Source organism: Halorubrum sp. T3 (assembly GCF_000296615.1).
Lineage (GTDB): Archaea > Halobacteriota > Halobacteria > Halobacteriales > Haloferacaceae > Halorubrum > Halorubrum ruber.
Genome location: NZ_JH815330.1, coordinates 862,023 through 879,756, shown reverse-complemented (window position 1 = coordinate 879,756; position 17,734 = coordinate 862,023). Strand labels below are relative to the sequence as shown.

General features: G+C 70.0%; 16 protein-coding genes. 9 read left to right on the top strand and 7 right to left on the bottom strand.

Annotated features, from left to right (window positions below):
• Positions 1–3: 3 nt before the first annotated feature.
• Positions 4–765 carry a class I SAM-dependent methyltransferase gene (locus B378_RS0113470; RefSeq protein ID WP_017344297.1) on the top strand — a complete coding sequence of 254 codons (762 nt, stop codon included), beginning with the start codon at positions 4–6 and terminating at the stop codon, positions 763–765.
• 19 nt (positions 766–784) lie between these two features.
• Here the strand turns inward: B378_RS0113470 and B378_RS0113465 are convergent, their stop codons facing one another.
• Positions 785–2,248, bottom strand: a complete 1,464-nt coding sequence (locus B378_RS0113465; RefSeq protein WP_017344296.1) for a Na+/H+ antiporter NhaC family protein — start codon at positions 2,246–2,248, stop codon at positions 785–787.
• 223 nt (positions 2,249–2,471) lie between these two features.
• On the opposite strand from B378_RS0113465, the gene B378_RS0113460 reads away from it, so the two are divergent.
• Positions 2,472–3,455, top strand: a complete 984-nt coding sequence (locus tag B378_RS0113460) for a GTPase (RefSeq protein ID WP_017344295.1) — start codon at positions 2,472–2,474, stop codon at positions 3,453–3,455.
• A gap of 541 nt (positions 3,456–3,996) precedes the next feature.
• On the opposite strand, the gene B378_RS0113455 is transcribed toward B378_RS0113460, so the two are convergent.
• The 3 genes from B378_RS0113455 to B378_RS0113445 form a co-directional block, all read right to left on the bottom strand.
• Positions 3,997–4,740 (bottom strand): SIMPL domain-containing protein, encoded by a 744-nt coding sequence (locus B378_RS0113455; protein ID WP_017344294.1) that lies wholly within the window; start codon positions 4,738–4,740, stop codon positions 3,997–3,999.
• Positions 4,741–4,800: 60 nt separating this feature from the next.
• Positions 4,801–6,978: a formate/nitrite transporter family protein gene (locus B378_RS0113450; protein WP_017344293.1), complete on the bottom strand. Its 2,178-nt coding sequence runs from the start codon at positions 6,976–6,978 to the stop codon at positions 4,801–4,803.
• A 65-nt stretch (positions 6,979–7,043) separates the two neighbouring features.
• A complete protein-coding gene (locus B378_RS0113445; protein ID WP_026046295.1) occupies positions 7,044–8,318 on the bottom strand; it encodes a TIGR00341 family protein in 1,275 nt (424 codons plus the stop codon).
• Between the two features lie 126 nt (positions 8,319–8,444).
• Here B378_RS0113445 and B378_RS0113440 point away from each other — a divergent pair, with 126 nt between their 5' ends.
• The 6 genes from B378_RS0113440 to B378_RS0113415 all read left to right on the top strand — a co-directional run bounded on the left by B378_RS0113440 (position 8,445) and on the right by B378_RS0113415 (position 13,744).
• Positions 8,445–8,693 (top strand): hypothetical protein, encoded by a 249-nt coding sequence (locus B378_RS0113440; RefSeq protein ID WP_017344291.1) that lies wholly within the window; start codon positions 8,445–8,447, stop codon positions 8,691–8,693.
• 143 nt (positions 8,694–8,836) lie between these two features.
• A complete protein-coding gene (locus tag B378_RS0113435; RefSeq protein ID WP_017344290.1) occupies positions 8,837–9,718 on the top strand; it encodes a homoserine kinase in 882 nt (293 codons plus the stop codon).
• A 183-nt stretch (positions 9,719–9,901) separates the two neighbouring features.
• Positions 9,902–10,951 carry a metal ABC transporter substrate-binding protein gene (locus B378_RS0113430; protein ID WP_026046294.1) on the top strand — a complete coding sequence of 350 codons (1,050 nt, stop codon included), beginning with the start codon at positions 9,902–9,904 and terminating at the stop codon, positions 10,949–10,951.
• A complete protein-coding gene (locus B378_RS0113425) occupies positions 10,948–11,847 on the top strand; it encodes a metal ABC transporter ATP-binding protein (protein WP_017344288.1) in 900 nt (299 codons plus the stop codon). The genes B378_RS0113430 and B378_RS0113425 overlap by 4 nt, the downstream gene beginning before the upstream one ends.
• Positions 11,844–12,956 carry a metal ABC transporter permease gene (locus B378_RS0113420; protein WP_017344287.1) on the top strand — a complete coding sequence of 371 codons (1,113 nt, stop codon included), beginning with the start codon at positions 11,844–11,846 and terminating at the stop codon, positions 12,954–12,956. Before B378_RS0113425 ends, B378_RS0113420 begins: the two co-directional genes overlap by 4 nt.
• Positions 12,957–12,958: 2 nt before the next feature.
• On the top strand, positions 12,959–13,744 hold the full coding sequence (locus tag B378_RS0113415) for an iron dependent repressor, metal binding and dimerization domain protein (RefSeq protein ID WP_017344286.1): 786 nt from the start codon (positions 12,959–12,961) through the stop codon (positions 13,742–13,744).
• 48 nt (positions 13,745–13,792) lie between these two features.
• On the opposite strand, the gene B378_RS0113410 is transcribed toward B378_RS0113415, so the two are convergent.
• Positions 13,793–15,457, bottom strand: a complete 1,665-nt coding sequence (locus B378_RS0113410; RefSeq protein ID WP_017344285.1) for an HTTM domain-containing protein — start codon at positions 15,455–15,457, stop codon at positions 13,793–13,795.
• A gap of 147 nt (positions 15,458–15,604) precedes the next feature.
• On the opposite strand from B378_RS0113410, the gene B378_RS0113405 reads away from it, so the two are divergent.
• The gene (locus tag B378_RS0113405) at positions 15,605–16,021 is read left to right on the top strand and encodes a thiol-disulfide oxidoreductase DCC family protein (protein WP_017344284.1); all 417 of its coding nucleotides are present in this window, start codon (positions 15,605–15,607) and stop codon (positions 16,019–16,021) included.
• Positions 16,022–16,082: 61 nt separating this feature from the next.
• On the opposite strand, the gene B378_RS0113400 is transcribed toward B378_RS0113405, so the two are convergent.
• Both B378_RS0113400 and thyA read right to left on the bottom strand, forming a co-directional pair.
• Positions 16,083–16,631 carry a dihydrofolate reductase gene (locus tag B378_RS0113400; RefSeq protein ID WP_017344283.1) on the bottom strand — a complete coding sequence of 183 codons (549 nt, stop codon included), beginning with the start codon at positions 16,629–16,631 and terminating at the stop codon, positions 16,083–16,085.
• Positions 16,631–17,659: a thymidylate synthase gene (gene thyA, locus B378_RS0113395; RefSeq protein WP_017344282.1), complete on the bottom strand. Its 1,029-nt coding sequence runs from the start codon at positions 17,657–17,659 to the stop codon at positions 16,631–16,633. Before thyA ends, B378_RS0113400 begins: the two co-directional genes overlap by 1 nt.
• Positions 17,660–17,734: the final 75 nt, after the last annotated feature.

Genomic DNA, 17,734 nt, shown 5'->3' with positions numbered 1-17,734 from the left:
CGAATGGACGTGCCAGACACGGTCGCGACCGCGCTCGACGACCGGCCGGTGACCGGGAGACGCTGTCTGGAGGCCGGTGCGGGCATGGGGAACGCGACCGCCGGACTGCTCGCGAACGGCGCCGCTCGGGTGTACGCCGTGACGAACGACCGGGACCACGCGCGGACGACGCGCCGACGCGTCGCCGATAGCGGCGGCGACGGTAGTGGCGGCGACGGTAGCGACCGCGACAACGACGCCGACCGACTGGCGGTGCTGGAGGCGGACCTCCGGTCGATCCCACTACCCGACGGCTCCGTCGAGCTGATCACCGCGCACGGCCTGTGTAACGTCCTCGATCCGGCAGCGCTGACGGCGGTGGCCGAGGAGCTCTCTCGGGTCGCGGCTCCGGGTGCGCACCTCGTCGTCGACGACTACGACCCGTTGCCAGACGGCGCCGCGATCGGCGAGCTGTTCGCCGTCGAGAACGCCGCGTCGGAACTGGCCCGCTGCCGCCCGGCGCTCACCTTCTACCCGGCGGCGTTCCTGCGACGGTTCTTCGCGGGCCACAACTGGGAGTTCGATCGGGAGCGGACGCTCTTGGAGCCGGTCCCCTGGACCGAGAGTCACGTCTCGGCACACGCCGACGAGGCGGCCTCCATGGCCGCGGAATGTCCCGGTGAAGCGGGCGATGCGCTGTCGGCGACCGCTCGCGGGCTCGCGACCGAGATCGGGTCGGAATCAGTCGGGCGGATGTACAGTCTCGCGTTTCGACGTCCGGGCTGAGGGCCTCGGAAGTCGCGGCTCAGTCGTCGTCGGTCGCCGCGGCCGGCTCGTCGGCGGCTGGCGCCCCGGCCGCGAGCGGGCCCACGTCGATCGTGTAGCCGGTCGCGGCCATGACGAACAACACGAGCGGCGAGAGGAACGCGAACAGGTAGTAGGGCGCGTACTCCAGCGTCGGCACGCCGGTGGCGCTCGCCATGAAGACGGCGCCGGCGTGCCACGGGAACAGCGCGCCGGTCGGCGTCCCGGCGGCCTCGACCGCGCGGGAGAGCTGGTCGGTGTCGAGCCCGAACTCGTCGTAGGTGTTCCGGAGCGTGACGCCCGGGAGGACGATGCTCATGTACTGCTGGGAGGTGAGCGCGTTAATAACGATCGCGGAGACGCCAGTCCCCGCGACGAGCGCGCCCGGGCTCCGGACGGCCGACGTGAACGCGTGCGCGATCACCGCGAGGACGCCCGTGCGCTCTAAGATTCCGCCGAGCGAGAGCGCGGCGACGACGACCGTGATCGTCCACGCGGAGCCGGTGAGGCCGCCGGTTGCGAGGAGGTCGTTTACGGTCTCAGAGGCCGACTCCGGCGCGGTCCCGGACATGAACACCTCCCACGCGGCGACGAAGCCGGTCCCCTGGAGGAGGATCGTCGTGAACGCGCCGGCGAACACGCCGGCGACGAGCGTCGGGAGCGCGGCGTAGCCGCGCAGCGCCAGCCCGAAGGTGACGACGAGCGGGACGAACGCGACGACCGTGATCGCGTACGTCTCCGTGAGCCCGCCCTGTATCTCGGCGATCCGGCCCGCCGGAATGGCTCCGCTTGTGCGGAGGCCGAGCGCGGCGAAGCCGAGGACCGCGAGCCCGAAGGCGATCGCGGTGCCGGTCCGCATGCGGCGGATGTGGCCGTACAGGTCGGTGTTGGTGACGCCGGCCGCGAGGTTCGTGGTGTCGGAGAGCGGCGACTGCTTGTCACCGGCGTACGCGCCCGAGAGGACCGCCCCGACCGTCATCGGGGCGGGAACGCCGAGCCCCGCGCCGATGCCGACGAAGGCGACGCCGAGCGTCCCGACGGTGGTCCACGAGGAGCCGATCGCGAACGCGACGACCGCGGCGAGGACCGCGGCCGCCGGGAGGAACGTCGTCGGCGAGAGCACCTCCAACCCGTAGTACATCAAGCTCGGGATGGTGCCGGCGCTGACCCAGGTGGCGATCAGCCCGTAGATGGTGAAGATGATCAGGATCGCCTGGAGCCCCATCACGAGCCCGTTGGCGATGCCGTCGAACAGCTCGTCCCAGTCGTAGCCGAGCCACAGTCCGAAGGCGCCGACGAAGGCGATGCTCCAGAGGAGCGGCGGGTGCGGGTCTAAGCCCAGAAGGGCCGAGCCGATACCGAGGAACGCGACGACGGCGAGGACCGGGACCAGCGCCGCCGCCAAGCTCGGGCGGCGGTCCGAGTCGAGGTCCTCGTACGCCGTCGGCGTGAACGAGCGTGCCATGCGCGGTTATATTCTTTTGAAGCATAAGAACAACTCGAAATATGCGTGAGAAAGATAACGATCGTTCATCTCGTTCGCGGCGGGGCCGCGAGCCCGAGGCGTCCGACGGGACGACGGCGCGGCGCCCGCTTCCGTCACCCCGCGCGTCCGACCGTGTGCCGCCGTGTCGCGGCGGTCCGCGAACGGACGCTCTTATACGCGTCGGCGGTCAAGTCGGGGCAACATGATATTTGAGGGCCTCCCGACGACTCCGCGCTCCGAGGAGCTCGTCGACAAGGCGTTCTCGCGGGCGGCGCGGGCCGGGCGCGCGAAGCGCGGCCACGAGGCGCAGGAGTCGATGCTCCGGACCGCCGGCAACGTGCTCTCGGACAACTTGGAGAACGTCGTCACCTCGTGGCCCGACTTCGGCTTCGACGTCGACCCGTTCTACTACGAGCTCGCCGACGCCATCGTCGACGTCGACCGCCTCCGACAGGCGCTCTCGCAGGTGATGTGGGCCGGCCGCCAGATCGAGGACCTCCGCGACGAGTACACGACGAAGATCCGGAACTCCGACGTCGATACGGCGCGGAAACACCGCAAACAGGCGTTCGCCCGCATGGCGGACGTGATGGACCAGATCGAGTCCGACCTGCGCTATATCGGCGACTCCCGCGACCAGCTGAAGGTGCTCCCGGAGATCGACCCCGACGAGCCCGCCATCGTCGTCGCCGGCTACCCGAACGTCGGGAAGTCCTCGTTCGTCAACCGCGTCACCCGCGCGTCGAACCAGATCGCGGAGTACCCGTTCACCACGAAGGGCGTCCAGATCGGCCACTTCGACCGGAACCACGTCCGCTACCAGATCGTCGACACGCCCGGCCTGCTCGACCGCCCGGAGGACGAGCGCAACGACATCGAGCGGCAGGCGGTGAGCGCCCTCGAACACCTCGCGGACGCCGTCGTCTTCGTCATCGACCCCTCCGGCGACTGCGGCTATCCCCTCGACGTCCAGTTAGAGCTCCGCGAGGAGGTCCGGGAACTGTTCGGCGCGGACGTACCGCTGCTCACGGTGGCGAACAAACACGACCGCTTCGAGGCGGTGAAGGCGGAGTCCGTCGACGCGACGATGAGCGTCACCGAAGAGGAGAACGTCGAGGACGTCCTCGACATGGCGGTCGACGCGGTCGGCTACGAGCCCGACCTGCCCACGCGAGACGGGGAGTAGTCGCGGGAGTACGTGTAGTACGTGGTTGGTGAGGGCATTTATAAGCAGAACAGCGAGGTTGCTGTCGGCTGTTTATAAATAGTTGAGGCTGCTGCGGTTGACACCTACAAAGCCCCAGCTGGTGAGGCAGGCGCACGCTCGCTGCGCGCCTCACTCGGTCGCTACCGCTCCCTCGTTGCGGTGCTTGTGTCGCCTGCGCCTGCCTCACCAGCTGCCCCTTTGAGTCCCGCCCCGCACGGCACCGCACAGCACCTCACGCCTCCCCAACCTCGCCGCTCGCTCCGCTCGCGGCGTCCCTCGCGGGCTGGCTCGCGGCCTCCGCTTCGCTCCGGCCGCTCGCAGGCGCGCCACCGCATTCGGGTTTAAAAGCTCGTCGCCGTCGCTCACGACTATTTAAAAACTACATCACGGCCGCCAGTCTGCGATACTCACTCCCGCACTCGATCAAGAAGGGCCCAATTAATCGGCTTTTTCAGGTCGTAAACTGTCTAAAAATATGAGTGTAACAGCGGCCTGTGATCGATGCGTCCCCGTTCGGCCGTCAGGCCGGCGTCGCCTCGTAGACGACGTTCACCGAGACGCGCACGCTCACGTCGCCGGTCTCGACGGCCGTCGAGCCGCCCGCGTCGCCGCCGGCCGCCGCGTCGAAGCTCTCAGCGATGAACGGCCGCGATCCCGACTGCGTCGTCGACACCTCGTAGACGCCCGAGACCTCCAGGTCGCTCGCGTTCGCGAGCGCGGCCGCGTCGTCGTCGGCGTTCGACATGGCCGTCGCGATCGCCTCCTCGCGGACCTCCCGCTCGGTCTCCTCGCTCAGTCCGAACTCGATCCGCTGGACCTCGTCCGCGCCGGCGTCGATCGCGACGTCGATCACCTCGCCGACTGCGTCGACGTCATCAAGCTCGATCGCGTACTGGTGGACGCCCTCGTACCGCGTCCGGTTCGGGTCGTCGCGGGTCTCGTAGCTCTCGCGAACGTCGTACCGCTCCGTCCGGATCGCGTCGTCGTCGAGCCCCCAGTCGGTCAGCGCCGTCCGGAGCTCCTCCTCGCCGGCGGCCAGCTCGTCGCGCACGCCCGCGGCGTCGTCGCCGGTCGCGGTGACCCCGACGCGGAGGGTGGCGCGGTCGGGCGCCGACGTCGCCTCGCCCGCGGCCGTCACTTCGATGCTCCGCTCCAGTTGCGCCTCGTCGCCGCCGGTCGGGGTGGCGGTGCCCGCGAACCCCGTACAGCCGGCCAGCGCGACGAGCGCCGCGATGCCGATGAGTGCCGTCAGTCGCCTGTTCATACGCGACCGTTCGCTTCCCGACGACGTATAAGCCGCAGATAACACAAAGAGCCGTTTTGCCTATCGGCCGTCGTCGGCCTCGTCGTCCCGCTCGGCGGCCGCGTCGTCGTCGGCCGCCTCCTCGGCGGCCTCCTCGTCCGCGTCGTCGTGGTCCACGACGTACGTGTCGTCGAGGTGCGGCTGTTCGTCCTCGGGGGAGTGCCCGCTGTCGGCCGCCTCCTCCCGCTCGTCGAGCGCGTCGTTGACGGCCGCGTCCGCGGCGTCGGCGGAGCCGCCGTCGGTGTCGGGTCCGTCGCCGTCGCCGTTGCCGTCGTCGACGGCGAGCTGACCGTCCTCGACGGAGCGCACGTTCGTGCCCTCCGACTCTTCGGGGTCGCGCTCGACGCCGCCCGACATGTCGGTGGCGCGGCGGCCGGAGCCGAACAGCCGCTCGCGCAGCGACCGGCTGCTGGGGCGTTCGGTGAGCAGCACCGACGCGTCGACGTCGTGGATCACGTCGAGGTGCAGCGAGTTCGAGACGAGCCGCGAGAGCAGCCCCTTCTCCGTGGCGCCGATGATGACGAGCGTCTTGTCGGCGGCCGCGTCGCAGATGCCGGTCTCCACGTCGCCGCCGTCGTCGACCACGAACTCAGCGTCCTCGAGGCCGTGTTCCTCGGCCCAGTTGGCGAGGAACGCCTCCCCCCGTCCCCTGTTCTCGGGCCCGTCGACCACGTGGAGCAGCGTCACCTCGGCGCCGACGGTGTCGGCGAGCACCTTCGCCACCTCCGCGCTCAGGTCCGAGTCCGGCCCGCCGGAGGTCGGGATGAGGATCCGCGAGGTGTCCAGCTCGTGCTCGTTGAGGATGAGGAAGTCGCAGGGGAGCTGGTTGGTCAGCTCGTCGATGGGCCGCTCGGCGCGGGCGGCGCTCCACAGCTGGTCGTCGCCCCAGCCCATCAGCACCGCGTCCGGACGGGTCCGGCGGGCCATGTTGAACACCTCCTCGAACGAGCGGTGCGAGACGACCGTTGAGGTCGACACGTCGACGTCGTAGTCCGTCGCGGTCGACCGGAGGTTCGCCATCCCCTCCGCGGAGACGTCCGCGATCCGCCGTCCGGCGTCACCGGAGGACAGCGACATGCGCTCGGGCGCCTGAACGACGTGGACGATGTGGACGACGCCGTCCTCGTGGCTGCTCGCGAGCCGCGCAGCCAGCTCAACGATGGGGCCGTCCGTCCGGGGATTCGTGATCGGCACCATGATCCGGTATCCCTCGCCCGCGAACAGCGTCGCCTCGGTGGCGTCCAAGATGGGGACGTACGAGCGACCGGCCGCGCGGCCGAACACCCACTCGGGGACCGTCAGGCGGCGGCTGACGCCCTCGAAGCGCGCCTCTTCGAGGCGCTCCTCGCTGGTCTGGAAGTAGTTGACGAGCGTGACTAAGACGACCCCGCCGATGGTGTTCCCGAGTAACACCGGGATCACGAAGCCGACGATCCCGGAGTAGAGGCTGATCTCGGCGCCGTACAGCGGGATGTTATACTCGAAGAACAGGTAGAGCACCTCGGTGAAGGAGACGACCACGTGGAACAGGTCGCCGAGCGGGATCGCGAGGAACGCGAGGTAGACGACGAGCATCCGGCTCACGGAGTCGGTGGAGGCGAAGCCGACCCAGACGACGCCGGCGACGATCAGCCCCGCCATCGCGGCCTTGAAGAACAGCGGCACGGTGCCGACGCTGAACCCCCCCTCGGAGATGTACAGCGCCGCGTCGACGGTGTCGCCCGTGAACACGCCGCCGTACGACAGCACGAGCGCGCCGATCCCGCCGCCGACGAAGTTGCCCGCGAGCACGATCGTCCAGTGGCGGAGGAGCGTGGGGAGGCTCGCGAGCCGCTCGAGCGTCAGCGCCACCGGCGGCAGCGTGTTCTCGGTGTACAGCTGGTAGCCGCCGATGATGATGTAGATGAACCCGAGCGGGTACAGCATGACGCTCAGGATGGGGTGGGAGTCGGTCGCCGCCGTCAGCGACGCGTACAGCATGAACGTGATCGTGATCGCCAGCCCGGCGGCGAGCCCGCTGAAGAACAGCTCTCGGCTCCCCGAGGTCACCTCCTCGTCCGCGGCCGCGATGATCCGCTGGAACACCTCGTCCGAGGAGAACCGGTCCCGGACGGCCTCGCCGACCGCGGGCGCGCCGCTCCGGGACCGCTCGACGACCTCCCGCATGGAATCGTCGTCGGGTTGCTCTGAGTCCGTCACTGGCGGAGCCCACGACGGCCCGATAAAAGTCACTTGCTCTTCCGGTCACCCGGTCCTGATCGACCTCACGCCCGTTCGACGGTGACGATGCGGACTTCGATCCGTACGTCGCTGCCGATCGTCGCCTCAACTCGATCGTCGAGCGCGTCGGCGAGCCCGGCGAGGTCGCTCCCCGGCGGCGCGCCGACGATCACGTCGACGCGCTCCGTTTCGAGCGGGGGGATCGTTCCGGTCCGCTCGATGTCCAGCTCCAGCAGCTCCACGTTCGAGTCGAGCGCGGCCAGCTCGTCGCCGACGGCCGTTCTGATGTCCGCCTCGGTCGTCGAGACGGCGTACGACTCGTAGGTGACCCCGCCGAGGAACACCGACAGCACCGCGATGGCGAGGACGAGGATGACCGCCCGCTTCAACACCGCCGAACGGGCGTCGTCCTCGCGGAACCAGTGTCGCGGTCGGTACCCCTCGTACCACAACACGATCAGCGCCGAGAGATTGATCGAGAGGACGTTCACCGCGACGATCACGCCCGCGCCGAGTACGAGTTGCGGGATCCAAAAGGCGATCCCGATCCCGACGGCGGCCGCTGGCGGGATGAGCGCCACGGCGATCATCACGCCCACGAGCGTCGCCGAAACGCCGGTCATCAGCGAGACGATCCCGGCGACGCCGGCACCGATGGCCACGATGAGCACCAACACGTTGGGCGCGAGCCGCTCGGACACCTCCGCGAGTTCGAGCGGGTCGAGCCCGGGCGGGACCAAGGCGAGAGCGCGCAGCGCGAACGCGAACAGCGTCGCCGCGAGAATCGCGACGACGACGCCCAGTATCTGCATCCGTACGCCCCGCCGGAACAGCGCATCGTCGTCGACGACGGTGCCGACCGCCGCCGACATCGCGGGGCCGATGAGGGGCGCGATCACCATCGACCCGACCACGGTCGCCGGCGAGTCGAGCAGCAGCCCCGCCGTGGCTATCACCGCCGAGATAACGGTCATCAGCACGTACGTCCCCAGTCCGGAGGCGAGCCCCTCCGCCTTCGCCTGGAGCTCCTCCCGCGAGATGCGGTCGCCGCCGTGTTCGGCCTCCTCCTCGTACTCCTCTTCGAGCGCCTCGAACCGCCGCGAGATGACAGTCTCGGCCGCGACGATGACGGTGTAGGTACTCTCGTCGATCCCCGCCTCTCGCAGCCGGTCGAGGACCGGCTCGACCGCGGCGGTCGGGAGCGGGAACGTCGCGACTGCGGTGTACTCCCGGCCGCTCGTCTCGTCGGTGACGACGTAGTCGACCCCCTCGTCGTCGAGCGCGCGGACGACCGCCGCCCGCTTGCCCGCCGGAATCATGACCTGAACGAGTCGCACGGTCCCCGGTCGCACCGACGGCTCTTATAAGATCGGCACGCGATCGGCGGGCGCCGGCCACGAGAAACGGAACTTTAATGCGCGAATCGCTCGCACCTCCAGCCAAGAATGCTCTCGCCGCTGGTCATCGACACGTTCCTGCTCAACTACCACCTCGGGCACATCGTCCTGTTCGGGCTCCTCGTGTCGCTCCTGGGGGCAGCGCCGCTGAAGTCACAGAAGGTCATCGCGTCGATTCTGGCCGTCTTCGGGGTCGTCTTCCTGATGGCGCCGTACACGACGATGCCGCCGACCTTCATTCTCCTCGGCATCCCGCTCGTCTTGGTCGGCACGCTGCTGTGGACGATGGCCCGCTGACGCGGCCGAACGTCGCCGAACGGAGCGCTCGACCGAACCGCCTCGACGCGTCCCCTCTCCTTCTCTTTCGCAGACCGCGAACGGCCCCGCCGTCGTTCTGTTCGATCCCGCTCCTTTTTGCCCCCCGGGAGACACTCCCCGCCATGGTAACGGTACGGGCCCCCGCGACGAGCGCGAACCTCGGGAGCGGCTTCGACGTGTTCGGGGCGGCGCTCTCGCGGCCGGCGGACGTCGTCACCGTCGAGAAGGCGGCCGAGACGACGATCGAGGTCACGGGCGTCGGCGCGCAGTACATCCCGGAGGACCCCGAGAAGAACACCGTCGGTGCCGTCGTCGAGGCGCTCGACGCGCCCGCGCGCATCCACATCGACAAGGGCGTGCGCCCGGCCTCCGGACTGGGCTCCTCGGCCGCGAGCGCCGCCGGCGCCGCGGTCGCGCTCAACCGACTGTACGACCGCGGGCTCTCGCGGGAGGAGCTGGTCCCGATCGCCGCGGAGGGCGAGGCGGTCGTCTCCGGGGTCGCGCACGCGGACAACGTCGCCCCCTCGATCCTCGGCGGGTTCACCGTGACGACCGCCGAGGGCACCTGTTCGGTCGACGCCGCGATCCCCCTCGTCGTCTGCCTCCCGGACGTGGCGGTCTCGACCCGCGACGCGCGCCGGGTCGTCCCCGAGACCGCCTCGATGGAGGAGCTCGTGGAGACCGTCGGCAACGCGGCGACGCTCGCGGTCGGCATGTGTCGCTCGGACCCAGACCTCGTGGGGCGCGGCATGAGCGACCCGGTCGTCACGCCCGAGCGCGCCCGCCTCATCACCGGCTACGACGACGTCCGCGAGCGCGCCTTCGGCGCCGGCGCGACCGGCGTCACCGTCAGCGGCGCCGGTCCCGCGGTGATCGCCGCCTGCCGCGAGCGCGACCGCCGCGACGTCGCGGCCGAGATGCTCGACGCCTTCGCCGGCGCCGGCATCGAGGCGCGCGCGTACCAGACCCGGATCGGGCGCGGCGCGACGTTCCTCGACGACTGAGCCCCGCCGCCGCGCGGCGACATCGCGGCGCGGCGCTCGCCGACGGTTCCGTCACACCCGGCTCGGCCGGCGGATGCCACCGTCACCGAAAGGGGTATATATACGCAGAAAGCTAGGATTAGACGAGTCTAACAATTGGATGTGGTAAGTAATATGTTACCCGACACGGACGACGGACGGTCGGTGACGCGGCGCGACGCGCTTCGCCTCGGCGGCGCGACGGCCCTAGCCGGAGTGGCCGGGTGTACGGCGCTCCCGAGCGCGCCGGTCGGAACCGGGCGCGCCGAGGGCGACGACGGCGGGCCGGTCGCCGTCGCCTCCTTCTTCAGCTTCTACGACTTCGGGCGAAAGGTCGCCGAGGGGACCCCGCTGACCGTCGAGAACCTCGTTCCGACGGGTCTCCACGGCCACGGCTGGCAGCCGAACGCGAGCATCACCCGGCGGATCGTCGAGGCGGACGCGTTCGTCCACGTCGGCGAGGACTTCCAGCCGTGGGCCGACCGCGCTATCCGGACCGTCGAGGCCGACGGGACGGACACCGCGCTGATAAACGCCCGCGAGGGGATCGAACTCGTGGACCTCGCGGCGTCGCTCGACCGCGACGAGGAGGGGGTCGGCACCCAGCGCGGGAAGGACCCGCACTTCTGGCTGGACCCGCTGCGCGCGAAGCGGTCGGTCGACAACATCGCCGAGGGGTTCGCGGACCTCGTCCCGGACCACGCCGAGACGATCCGCGAGAACGCCGAGCGGTACAAAGGCGACGTGCTCGACCGCATCGACGCCGACTACGAGGCCATATTCGACCGGTCGGACCGCGACGTGGTCCAGCTGGCCGCGCACAACGCCTTCCAGTACATCGGGGTGCGGTACGGCGTCCGGATGCGGCCGCTGGTGACCAGCCTCGCGGCGAGCGGCGACGTCAAGCCCGCCGACATCCGCGAGGCGACGCGGGTGATCCGCGAGAACGACATCCGGTACATCGCGAACGGGGTCTTCGAGTCGCAGCTCCCGGCCCAGCAGCTCGTCCGCGAGACCGCCGTCGAGGCGTACTTCCCCGTCACGCCGTACGCCGGGATCCGCGAGGAGTGGCTCGCGGAGGACTGGGGGTACGAGGAGATCGCGTACAACATCAACATGCCGACCTTCGAGATCGTCTTGGGCAACGAGACGCCCGAGGCCGCGGCGCCGACGGACGGGTGGGTCGAACAGTGGCGGAACTTCGAGCCGATATGAGCGCGAACGACGCGGCCTCCGCGACCGTCGGCGAGAGCGCGGAGCGCGCGACCGAGACCGTCGCCGAGGCGGACGAGTCGGTGATCGACCTCGCCGGCGTCACGTTCGGCTACACGGCGACCCCGGTGGTCGAGGACGTGTCGCTGCGCGTCGAGCCCGGCGAGTACGTCGCCGTCGTGGGGCCGAACGGCTCCGGGAAGTCGACGCTGATGCGGCTCATGCTCGGGCTGCTCGGCCCGGACGCCGGGACGGCCCGGCTGTTCGGCGAGGACGCGGCGCGGTTCGACGACGGCGAGCGCGTCGGCTACGTCGCCCAGCAGGCCACCGCCGCCGAGGACATGCCGATCACCGTCCGCGAGGTGGTGAAGATGGGCCGGTTCCCGTACCTCGGCCTCGACCGGCTGGCCGACGGCGCGTTCGCCGACGAACTGGCAGAGAACCCCGTCCGCACGGCGCGACGGACCGCCAACGTCGTCTCGGGGCGGCTCACGGCCGCCGACTGGGAGATCGTCGACGACGCGCTCGCGACCGTCGGGATGAGCGCGTTCGCCGACCGGCGCATCGGGCGGCTCTCCGGCGGCCAGCGCCAGCGAGTGTTCATCGCCCGGGCGCTGGCGGGCGAGGCCGACCTGCTCGTGCTTGACGAGCCGACCGTCGGCGTCGACGCCGAGTCGGTCGACGCGTTCTACGACCTGCTCGACGCGCTCAACGACGCGGGGATCACCGTGGTCCTCATCGAACACGACCTCGGCGCGGTCGTCGAGCACGCCGACCGCGTCGTCTGTCTCAACCGCGAGGTGTACTTCGACGGCCCGACCGACGAGTTCGTCGAGAGCGACGCCTTGGCGCGGGCGTTCGGCACCGAGGCGCGCTTCCTCACGGGGAGTGCCGAATGAGCGACCCGCTGACCGCCGCGCTCGTCGCGTGGCTCCTCGGCGCGGTCGACCAGTCGCTGCCGCTCGCCGCGGGCACCCAGCCGGCGGCGCTCACGCTCCAGGGCGGTTTCGCCGCCGTCGGCGAGGCGATTTTCGCCGCGCTGCGCTGGGTGTTGGCCCAGTGGTACTGGCTGATGGACTGGGCGTACTACCTCACCGGCCTGGAGATGCTGAACCCCCGCTACCGGTACATGCACCGGGCGATCCTCGTCGGGCTCTGCGTGGGCGTGATGGCGCCGCTCATCGGAACGTTCCTCGTCCACCGACAGCTCGCGCTCATCGGGGACGCGCTGGCGCACACGGCGTTCGCCGGCGTCGCGGTGGGGCTGTTCCTCAACGCCGTCATCGACCTCGGGGTGTCGCCGTACCTCACCGCGGTCGTCGTGGCGATGATCGCCGCGCTGTTCATCGAGCTCATCTCCGAGACGACGGACGCGTACAACGACGTCTCGATGGCGATCGTCCTCTCGACGGGGTTCGCGCTGGGGACGACGCTGATCAGCCTCAACGCCGGCGGGCTCGCGGTCGGCGTGAACCAGTTCCTCTTCGGGAGCCTCTCGACGGTGTCGCCCCAGAGCGCGGGGATCCTGCTCGTCCTGTTCGTCGTCATCGTGGGGACGGTCGCGGTGACCCGCAACCAGCTCCTGTACGTGACCTTCGACGAGACCGCGGCCGCCGTCTCCGGGATCTCCGTCAACTGGTACAACCGCGTGATGGTGATGCTGACGGCGATGGTCGTCGTCGGCGCGATGCAGATCATGGGCGTCATCCTCGTGGCGGCGATGCTCGTCGTGCCCGTCGCGGGCGCGACGCAGGTGTCGCGCAGCTTCACCGAGTCGCTCGTCGTCTCGGTCGTCCTCGCGGAGCTCGCGGTCCTCCTCGGCATCGCCGTCGCCTACTACGGCGGCGTCACCGCCGGCGGAGTGATCGTGCTCGTCGCCGTGGGCATCTACGTCTGCGCGGTCGGCGTCGGGAAGCTCCAGTCGGCCCGCGGCGGGCGGGAGGTCCCCGAGATGGGGAGCATCGAGACCGACGACGCGGACCCGGGCGCCGGAACGGGGGGTGACTGACCGTGGCGGGCGACGAGAACGGCGTCGAGGCGGGCGACGAAAACGGATCGAACGGAGAACCCGGGGCCGACGCCGGCGGCGACGGACCCGGACCGAGGGCGTCGTCGGACGTCATCAGCGCGGTCATGGAGGACTACATCAAGTCGATCTACGCCATCGAGCGCGACACCGGCGAGCGGGTGTCGACCTCCGCCCTCGCCGACTACCTCGAGGTCACGTCGCCGACGGTCTCCTCGATGGTGAAGAAGCTCGAGGAGCGCGGGCTGGTCGACCGCGAGGAGTACAAGGGCGTGACGCTCACGGAGGAGGGAGAGGTCGTCGCCTTGGAGATCCTCCGGCACCACCGGCTCTTAGAGGCGTTCCTGACAGAGCAGCTCGACTACAGCTGGGTCGACGTCCACGACGAGGCCGACAGGCTCGAACACCACGTCTCCGAGAAGCTGAGCGACCGCATCGCCGAGGCGCTCGGCAACCCGCCGGTCGACCCGCACGGCGATCCGATCCCCGACGCCGACCTCTCGCTGCCGACCGCGGGCGACACGGTCCGGCTGGTCGACGCCGACGAGGGGGACCGCGTGGTCGTCCGCCGGATCCGACACCAGGGCGACGCCGAGCTTCGCTACCTCTCCGACGCCGGCGTCCGCCCGGAGGTCGAGCTCGCCGTCGTCGACGTGGCGCCGTTCGGGATGGTGACCGTCGAGACGCCGACGGACGACCAGAGCCTCCCCGAGGAGATCGCGCGGCTCATCGAGGTCGAGCCCGCCGACGCCGCGGGCGACGGCTCCTGACGCCGGCGCGGACCCGGGGACGCCGTCGGTCGGCGCCGTCGGCGCCGCTCACTCCCGCTGAACGAACGGGCCAGAGCAGTCGTACTCGATCAGTTCGAACCGGTCCGCGGCCTCGACCGTCCCGTTGTAGGGGTTCGTTCGCTCGTACGACTGGTAGACGGTCACGTTCTCGACGGCCGTCTCGTGGGTGCGGTTCCACTCCCCGCAGAGGTAGTTCGCGAGGTACGAGCGGTGGTTCTCGTTGTCGGCGCCGTAGACGTTCTTGAGGTACTTCCGCCAGCGCGAGGTCGGATAGGTGGTCTCCGCGCGCGCCGGCCTGTCGAAGGTGACCGGGGCGTCGCGGAACACGTCCCGTTGGGTGCCGTCCTCGAGCGTCCCGGCCGCGACGTACCACCGCGTCGTGCGGATCGGGTCGGGCGCGAACATCTGCCACGACTGGTCCATCTCGGCGGCGTCCAAGGCGTCGCCGGCGGGCTCCGGAACCTCGGCGTAGCCGACCGACGCCGCGCTCGACAGGAGGATCAACACGAGGAAGACGTACGGCAGGACCGTCGAGAAGAGGACGCGTCCGCGGGAGAGACCCGCGGCGAGGTCGCTACCGCGGAAGTCACCGATACGCTCCGACGGCGCCGGTCGGGGGAGCGACGCGCCGGCCGAGAGACCGGTCTGCGCCAGGGATTCGAAGCGGTCTCGCCAGCGAGCGAGCGCCGTCGACCAGCCCAGTCGGTCGACACCGCGTTCCAGGGCGTCCCAAACGGGCGTCTGGAGGAACGGAAGGAAGCCGACGACGACGACGATCGGGAAGAGGCCGACCCGTATCGTGACCGCCATCCCGAGGTGCATCCCAACGAACATCGAGGCGAGGGCGGCGCGCGGAATCCCCGTGAGCAGGAGCAACAGCGGCGACGCGAACAGCAGGGCGACCCACAGGAGCGTGAACATCCGCAGGAGTCCGGTGAACTCGGCGAGGTAGTTGCCGAGGAGGTAGGTGAACTGGTCGGCCTGCATGACGTACGCGACCGCCTCCCCGCTCATCCAGACGTCGCTCGCGTACTTGTGGACGGAGTTCGTCAGGTACATCACCAGTATCTGCAGCAGGACCGCCATCGTGGCGACGCTCGCCACGGCGCCCCCCGCCGGTCCCGGCGTCGGGGGGTCCCCGTCGGTATCGCCCGGCGCGGAGTCGGCGGCGGACGCCGCGCCGGCTCCCCGGTCCGCTCGCCTGACGGCGTCGAGCGACCAGCGGGCGCCGAGCGGGAGGAAGACGCTCCAGAAGAGCAGCAGCCGAAGGAGGGTGTCGCCCGAGTTCAACACCATCGGGTTCCGGGCGTGTAGCGAGACCAGCAGCACCCACGAGACGAGCGTCACGAGCCGCGTTCGGTACCCGACGACCAGCGCGAGGGCGAAGGCGCCGGCCAGCGCGAACAGCAGGCCGACGGCCCACGGTTCGCCGGAGAGCGCGTGTAGCGAGTAGTTCCCCGAGTAGTCCGAGAAGAACGCGCGGCGCGGTAGCACGCCGTAATCGGTGTAGAAGGCGGTCAACGAGCGCGAGCGGAGGAGCAGGTCGGCGATCACCAGGGCTCCGAGCCCGATCCGGAACGCGGCGAGCGCCCGCAGGTCGACCGAGACTCGCGCGGCGACCGCGGCCGCGAGCCGTCGAACGGCGGCGGTGAGCCGCGACCGGACGGTCGAGGCGGAGGGGTTTCCAGCCATGCTCTTTTGATCCAACTTGTTGGAGACACCGAGGGACCGATATAAGTTTTCCGTGCGACGGGGCCGCCTCCATCTCGGGCGTCCGCGGGACGAGCGTCGGCCCCACCGGAATCCTGAACTGCGACGGCCGCGTACGTCCGACAGGTGATGGACGAGGACATCCCGGAGGACGCCGCAGTCGTTCTCTTCGACGGCGTCTGTAACCTCTGTAGCGGGTTCGTACAGTTCATCTTCCCCCGCGACCCGGAGGGCAAGTACCGGTTCGCCTCGCTTCAGTCCGACGTGGGGCGGACCCTCTTGGCCGAACACGACCTCGCGGACGAGGAGCTGGACTCGATCGTCCTGATCGAGGACGGCGAGAGCTACGTGAAGTCGTCGGCGATCATCCGGATTGCGGCGGGGCTCGGCGGCCGCTACCGGCTCCTCTCGCCGTTCCGCTACGTGCCCAAGGCGGTCCGCGACCGCGTGTACGACTTCGTCGCCGACAACCGGTACCGGTGGTTCGGGAAGAAGGACCGATGTATGATGCCCTCTGGCGACGTGGAGTCGCGATTCATAGAGTGAGTCGCGGGCTCGGAGCGAGCGGAGGGGCGCGCCCCGGCGTCCGGTCCCGCTCCGGCCGCGGTCACTCGCGCCGCTCGTAGGTGACGAACGCGAGGTCGCCGTCGGTCTCGCGCTCGCGCTCAGTCCACGCCTCGGGGTCCCACTCCGGGAACCGCGTGTCGCCCTCGGGTCGCTCCGGGATCTCGGTGAGGACCATCCGGTCGGCGCGGTCGAGGTACGCCTCGTACACCGTCGCGCCCCCGATGACGTAGACGGCGTCGACGCCGCGGTCCGCGGCGTCCGCGGCCGCGCGTTCGAGCGCGGTCTCGGGGTCGCCCGCGACGACCGCGCCCTCGGGAAGGTCGTCGTCGTCGATCTCGCGGGTCGTCAACACGACGCTCGTCCGGTCGGGGAGCGGGCCGCCGATCCGGTCGGCGATGCGCTCGTACGTCTTCCGGCCGACGATCACCGGGTGGCCGGTCGTCAGTCGCTTGAAGTGCGTCAGGTCCGCGGGGTAGTGCCACGGCATCCGGTCGCCGTCGCCGATCACGCCGTTCTCCGCGACGGCGGCGACGAGGACGAGGTCCGGGTCGGCGTCCCCGTCAGGCTCGGGGGTGTCGGCGTCCGCCATCACTCCGCGACCGCGAACGAGATGCCGTCCGCGGAGTCGTAGTCGACGACTTCGACGTCCTCGTACGTCAGCTCGTCGAGCGGCTTGTCCGCGACCTCGATGCGCGGGCGGTCGCGGGGCGTCCGCGAGAGCTGTTCGAGCAGGCCGGGCACGTGGTCGTACCCCTCCTGGCCGTTCGGCTCGTCGGGGGCGGTGCGCTCGACCCAGCTCTTTACGTCGAGGTAGTCGTCCTTGGTCTCGACGTTGCCGAGGCGCTCCTGAACGTAGCGGAGGTTGTTGGCGTACCACTTCCCGCGGTCGCCGCGGCCGCAGTAGACGTGCGCGTCGACGACGGTGTGGCCGAACTCGCCAACTTCGAAGCCGGTCCGCTGGGCCAAGGCGTTCGCGAGCAGCGCGTACGCCGCGATGTTGAACGGGACGCCGAGCGCGATGTCGCCCGACCGCTGCGTCAGGTGGAGGTTGAGCCGGCCGTCCTGGACGTTCACGACGAAGGTGTAGTGGCACGGCGGCAGCGTGGAGACGGCGGCGTTCGCCGGGTGCCACGCGTTCACGACCATCCGCCGGGAGTGGGGGTTCTCTTCGAGGGTGTCGAGGACGTACTGAATCTGGTCGAAGGTGCGCCGCGTCGTCCCGTCTTCGTCCTCCTCGACGGTGACCCAGCGGTCCGCGTCGTCTGGCCACGTCTCGCCGGGGAGTTCGGCGGCTCGCTCAGGAACCGGGTAGCGGCGCCAGAACCGACCGTAGGCGGTGTCAAGCTTCCCATCCTCGTCGGCCCAGGCGTCCCAGATCTTCGTCTCCTCGCGGAGGTTCCGGATGTGCTCCTCGCCGGAGAGGTACCACAGCACCTCGTGGATGAGGGAGTTCCACCGGTAGCCGTCCATCTTCTTCGTGGTCAGGAGGGGGAAGCCCTCCGCGAGGTCGACGGTGTACTGTCCGCTGAACGTCGCGATGGTGTCGACGCCGGTTCGGTTCGGCTTGTACGTGCCGGTCGAGAGCGCCTCGTCGACGAGGTCGAGGTACTGTTGCATGGTGGGTTCGGCGCGCCGGGACCGACGGCCGCCGGCGCGGGCTGTTATTTGGTCAAACGAGGCGGGAAAAGTAAG

Bases quoted from the DNA above. Each gene is read 5' to 3' on its own strand.
- B378_RS0113470 (WP_017344297.1), top strand. From the start codon at position 4: ATGGACGTGCCAGACACGGTCGCGACCGCGCTCGACGACCGGCCGGTG.
- B378_RS0113465 (WP_017344296.1), bottom strand. From the start codon at position 2,248: ATGGCACGCTCGTTCACGCCGACGGCGTACGAGGACCTCGACTCGGAC.
- B378_RS0113460 (WP_017344295.1), top strand. From the start codon at position 2,472: ATGATATTTGAGGGCCTCCCGACGACTCCGCGCTCCGAGGAGCTCGTC.
- B378_RS0113455 (WP_017344294.1), bottom strand. From the start codon at position 4,740: ATGAACAGGCGACTGACGGCACTCATCGGCATCGCGGCGCTCGTCGCG.
- B378_RS0113445 (WP_026046295.1), bottom strand. From the start codon at position 8,318: ATGATTCCGGCGGGCAAGCGGGCGGCGGTCGTCCGCGCGCTCGACGAC.
- B378_RS0113440 (WP_017344291.1), top strand. From the start codon at position 8,445: ATGCTCTCGCCGCTGGTCATCGACACGTTCCTGCTCAACTACCACCTC.
- B378_RS0113435 (WP_017344290.1), top strand. From the start codon at position 8,837: ATGGTAACGGTACGGGCCCCCGCGACGAGCGCGAACCTCGGGAGCGGC.
- B378_RS0113425 (WP_017344288.1), top strand. From the start codon at position 10,948: ATGAGCGCGAACGACGCGGCCTCCGCGACCGTCGGCGAGAGCGCGGAG.
- B378_RS0113420 (WP_017344287.1), top strand. From the start codon at position 11,844: ATGAGCGACCCGCTGACCGCCGCGCTCGTCGCGTGGCTCCTCGGCGCG.
- B378_RS0113410 (WP_017344285.1), bottom strand. From the start codon at position 15,457: ATGGCTGGAAACCCCTCCGCCTCGACCGTCCGGTCGCGGCTCACCGCC.
- B378_RS0113405 (WP_017344284.1), top strand. From the start codon at position 15,605: ATGGACGAGGACATCCCGGAGGACGCCGCAGTCGTTCTCTTCGACGGC.
- B378_RS0113400 (WP_017344283.1), bottom strand. From the start codon at position 16,631: ATGGCGGACGCCGACACCCCCGAGCCTGACGGGGACGCCGACCCGGAC.
- thyA (WP_017344282.1), bottom strand. From the start codon at position 17,659: ATGCAACAGTACCTCGACCTCGTCGACGAGGCGCTCTCGACCGGCACG.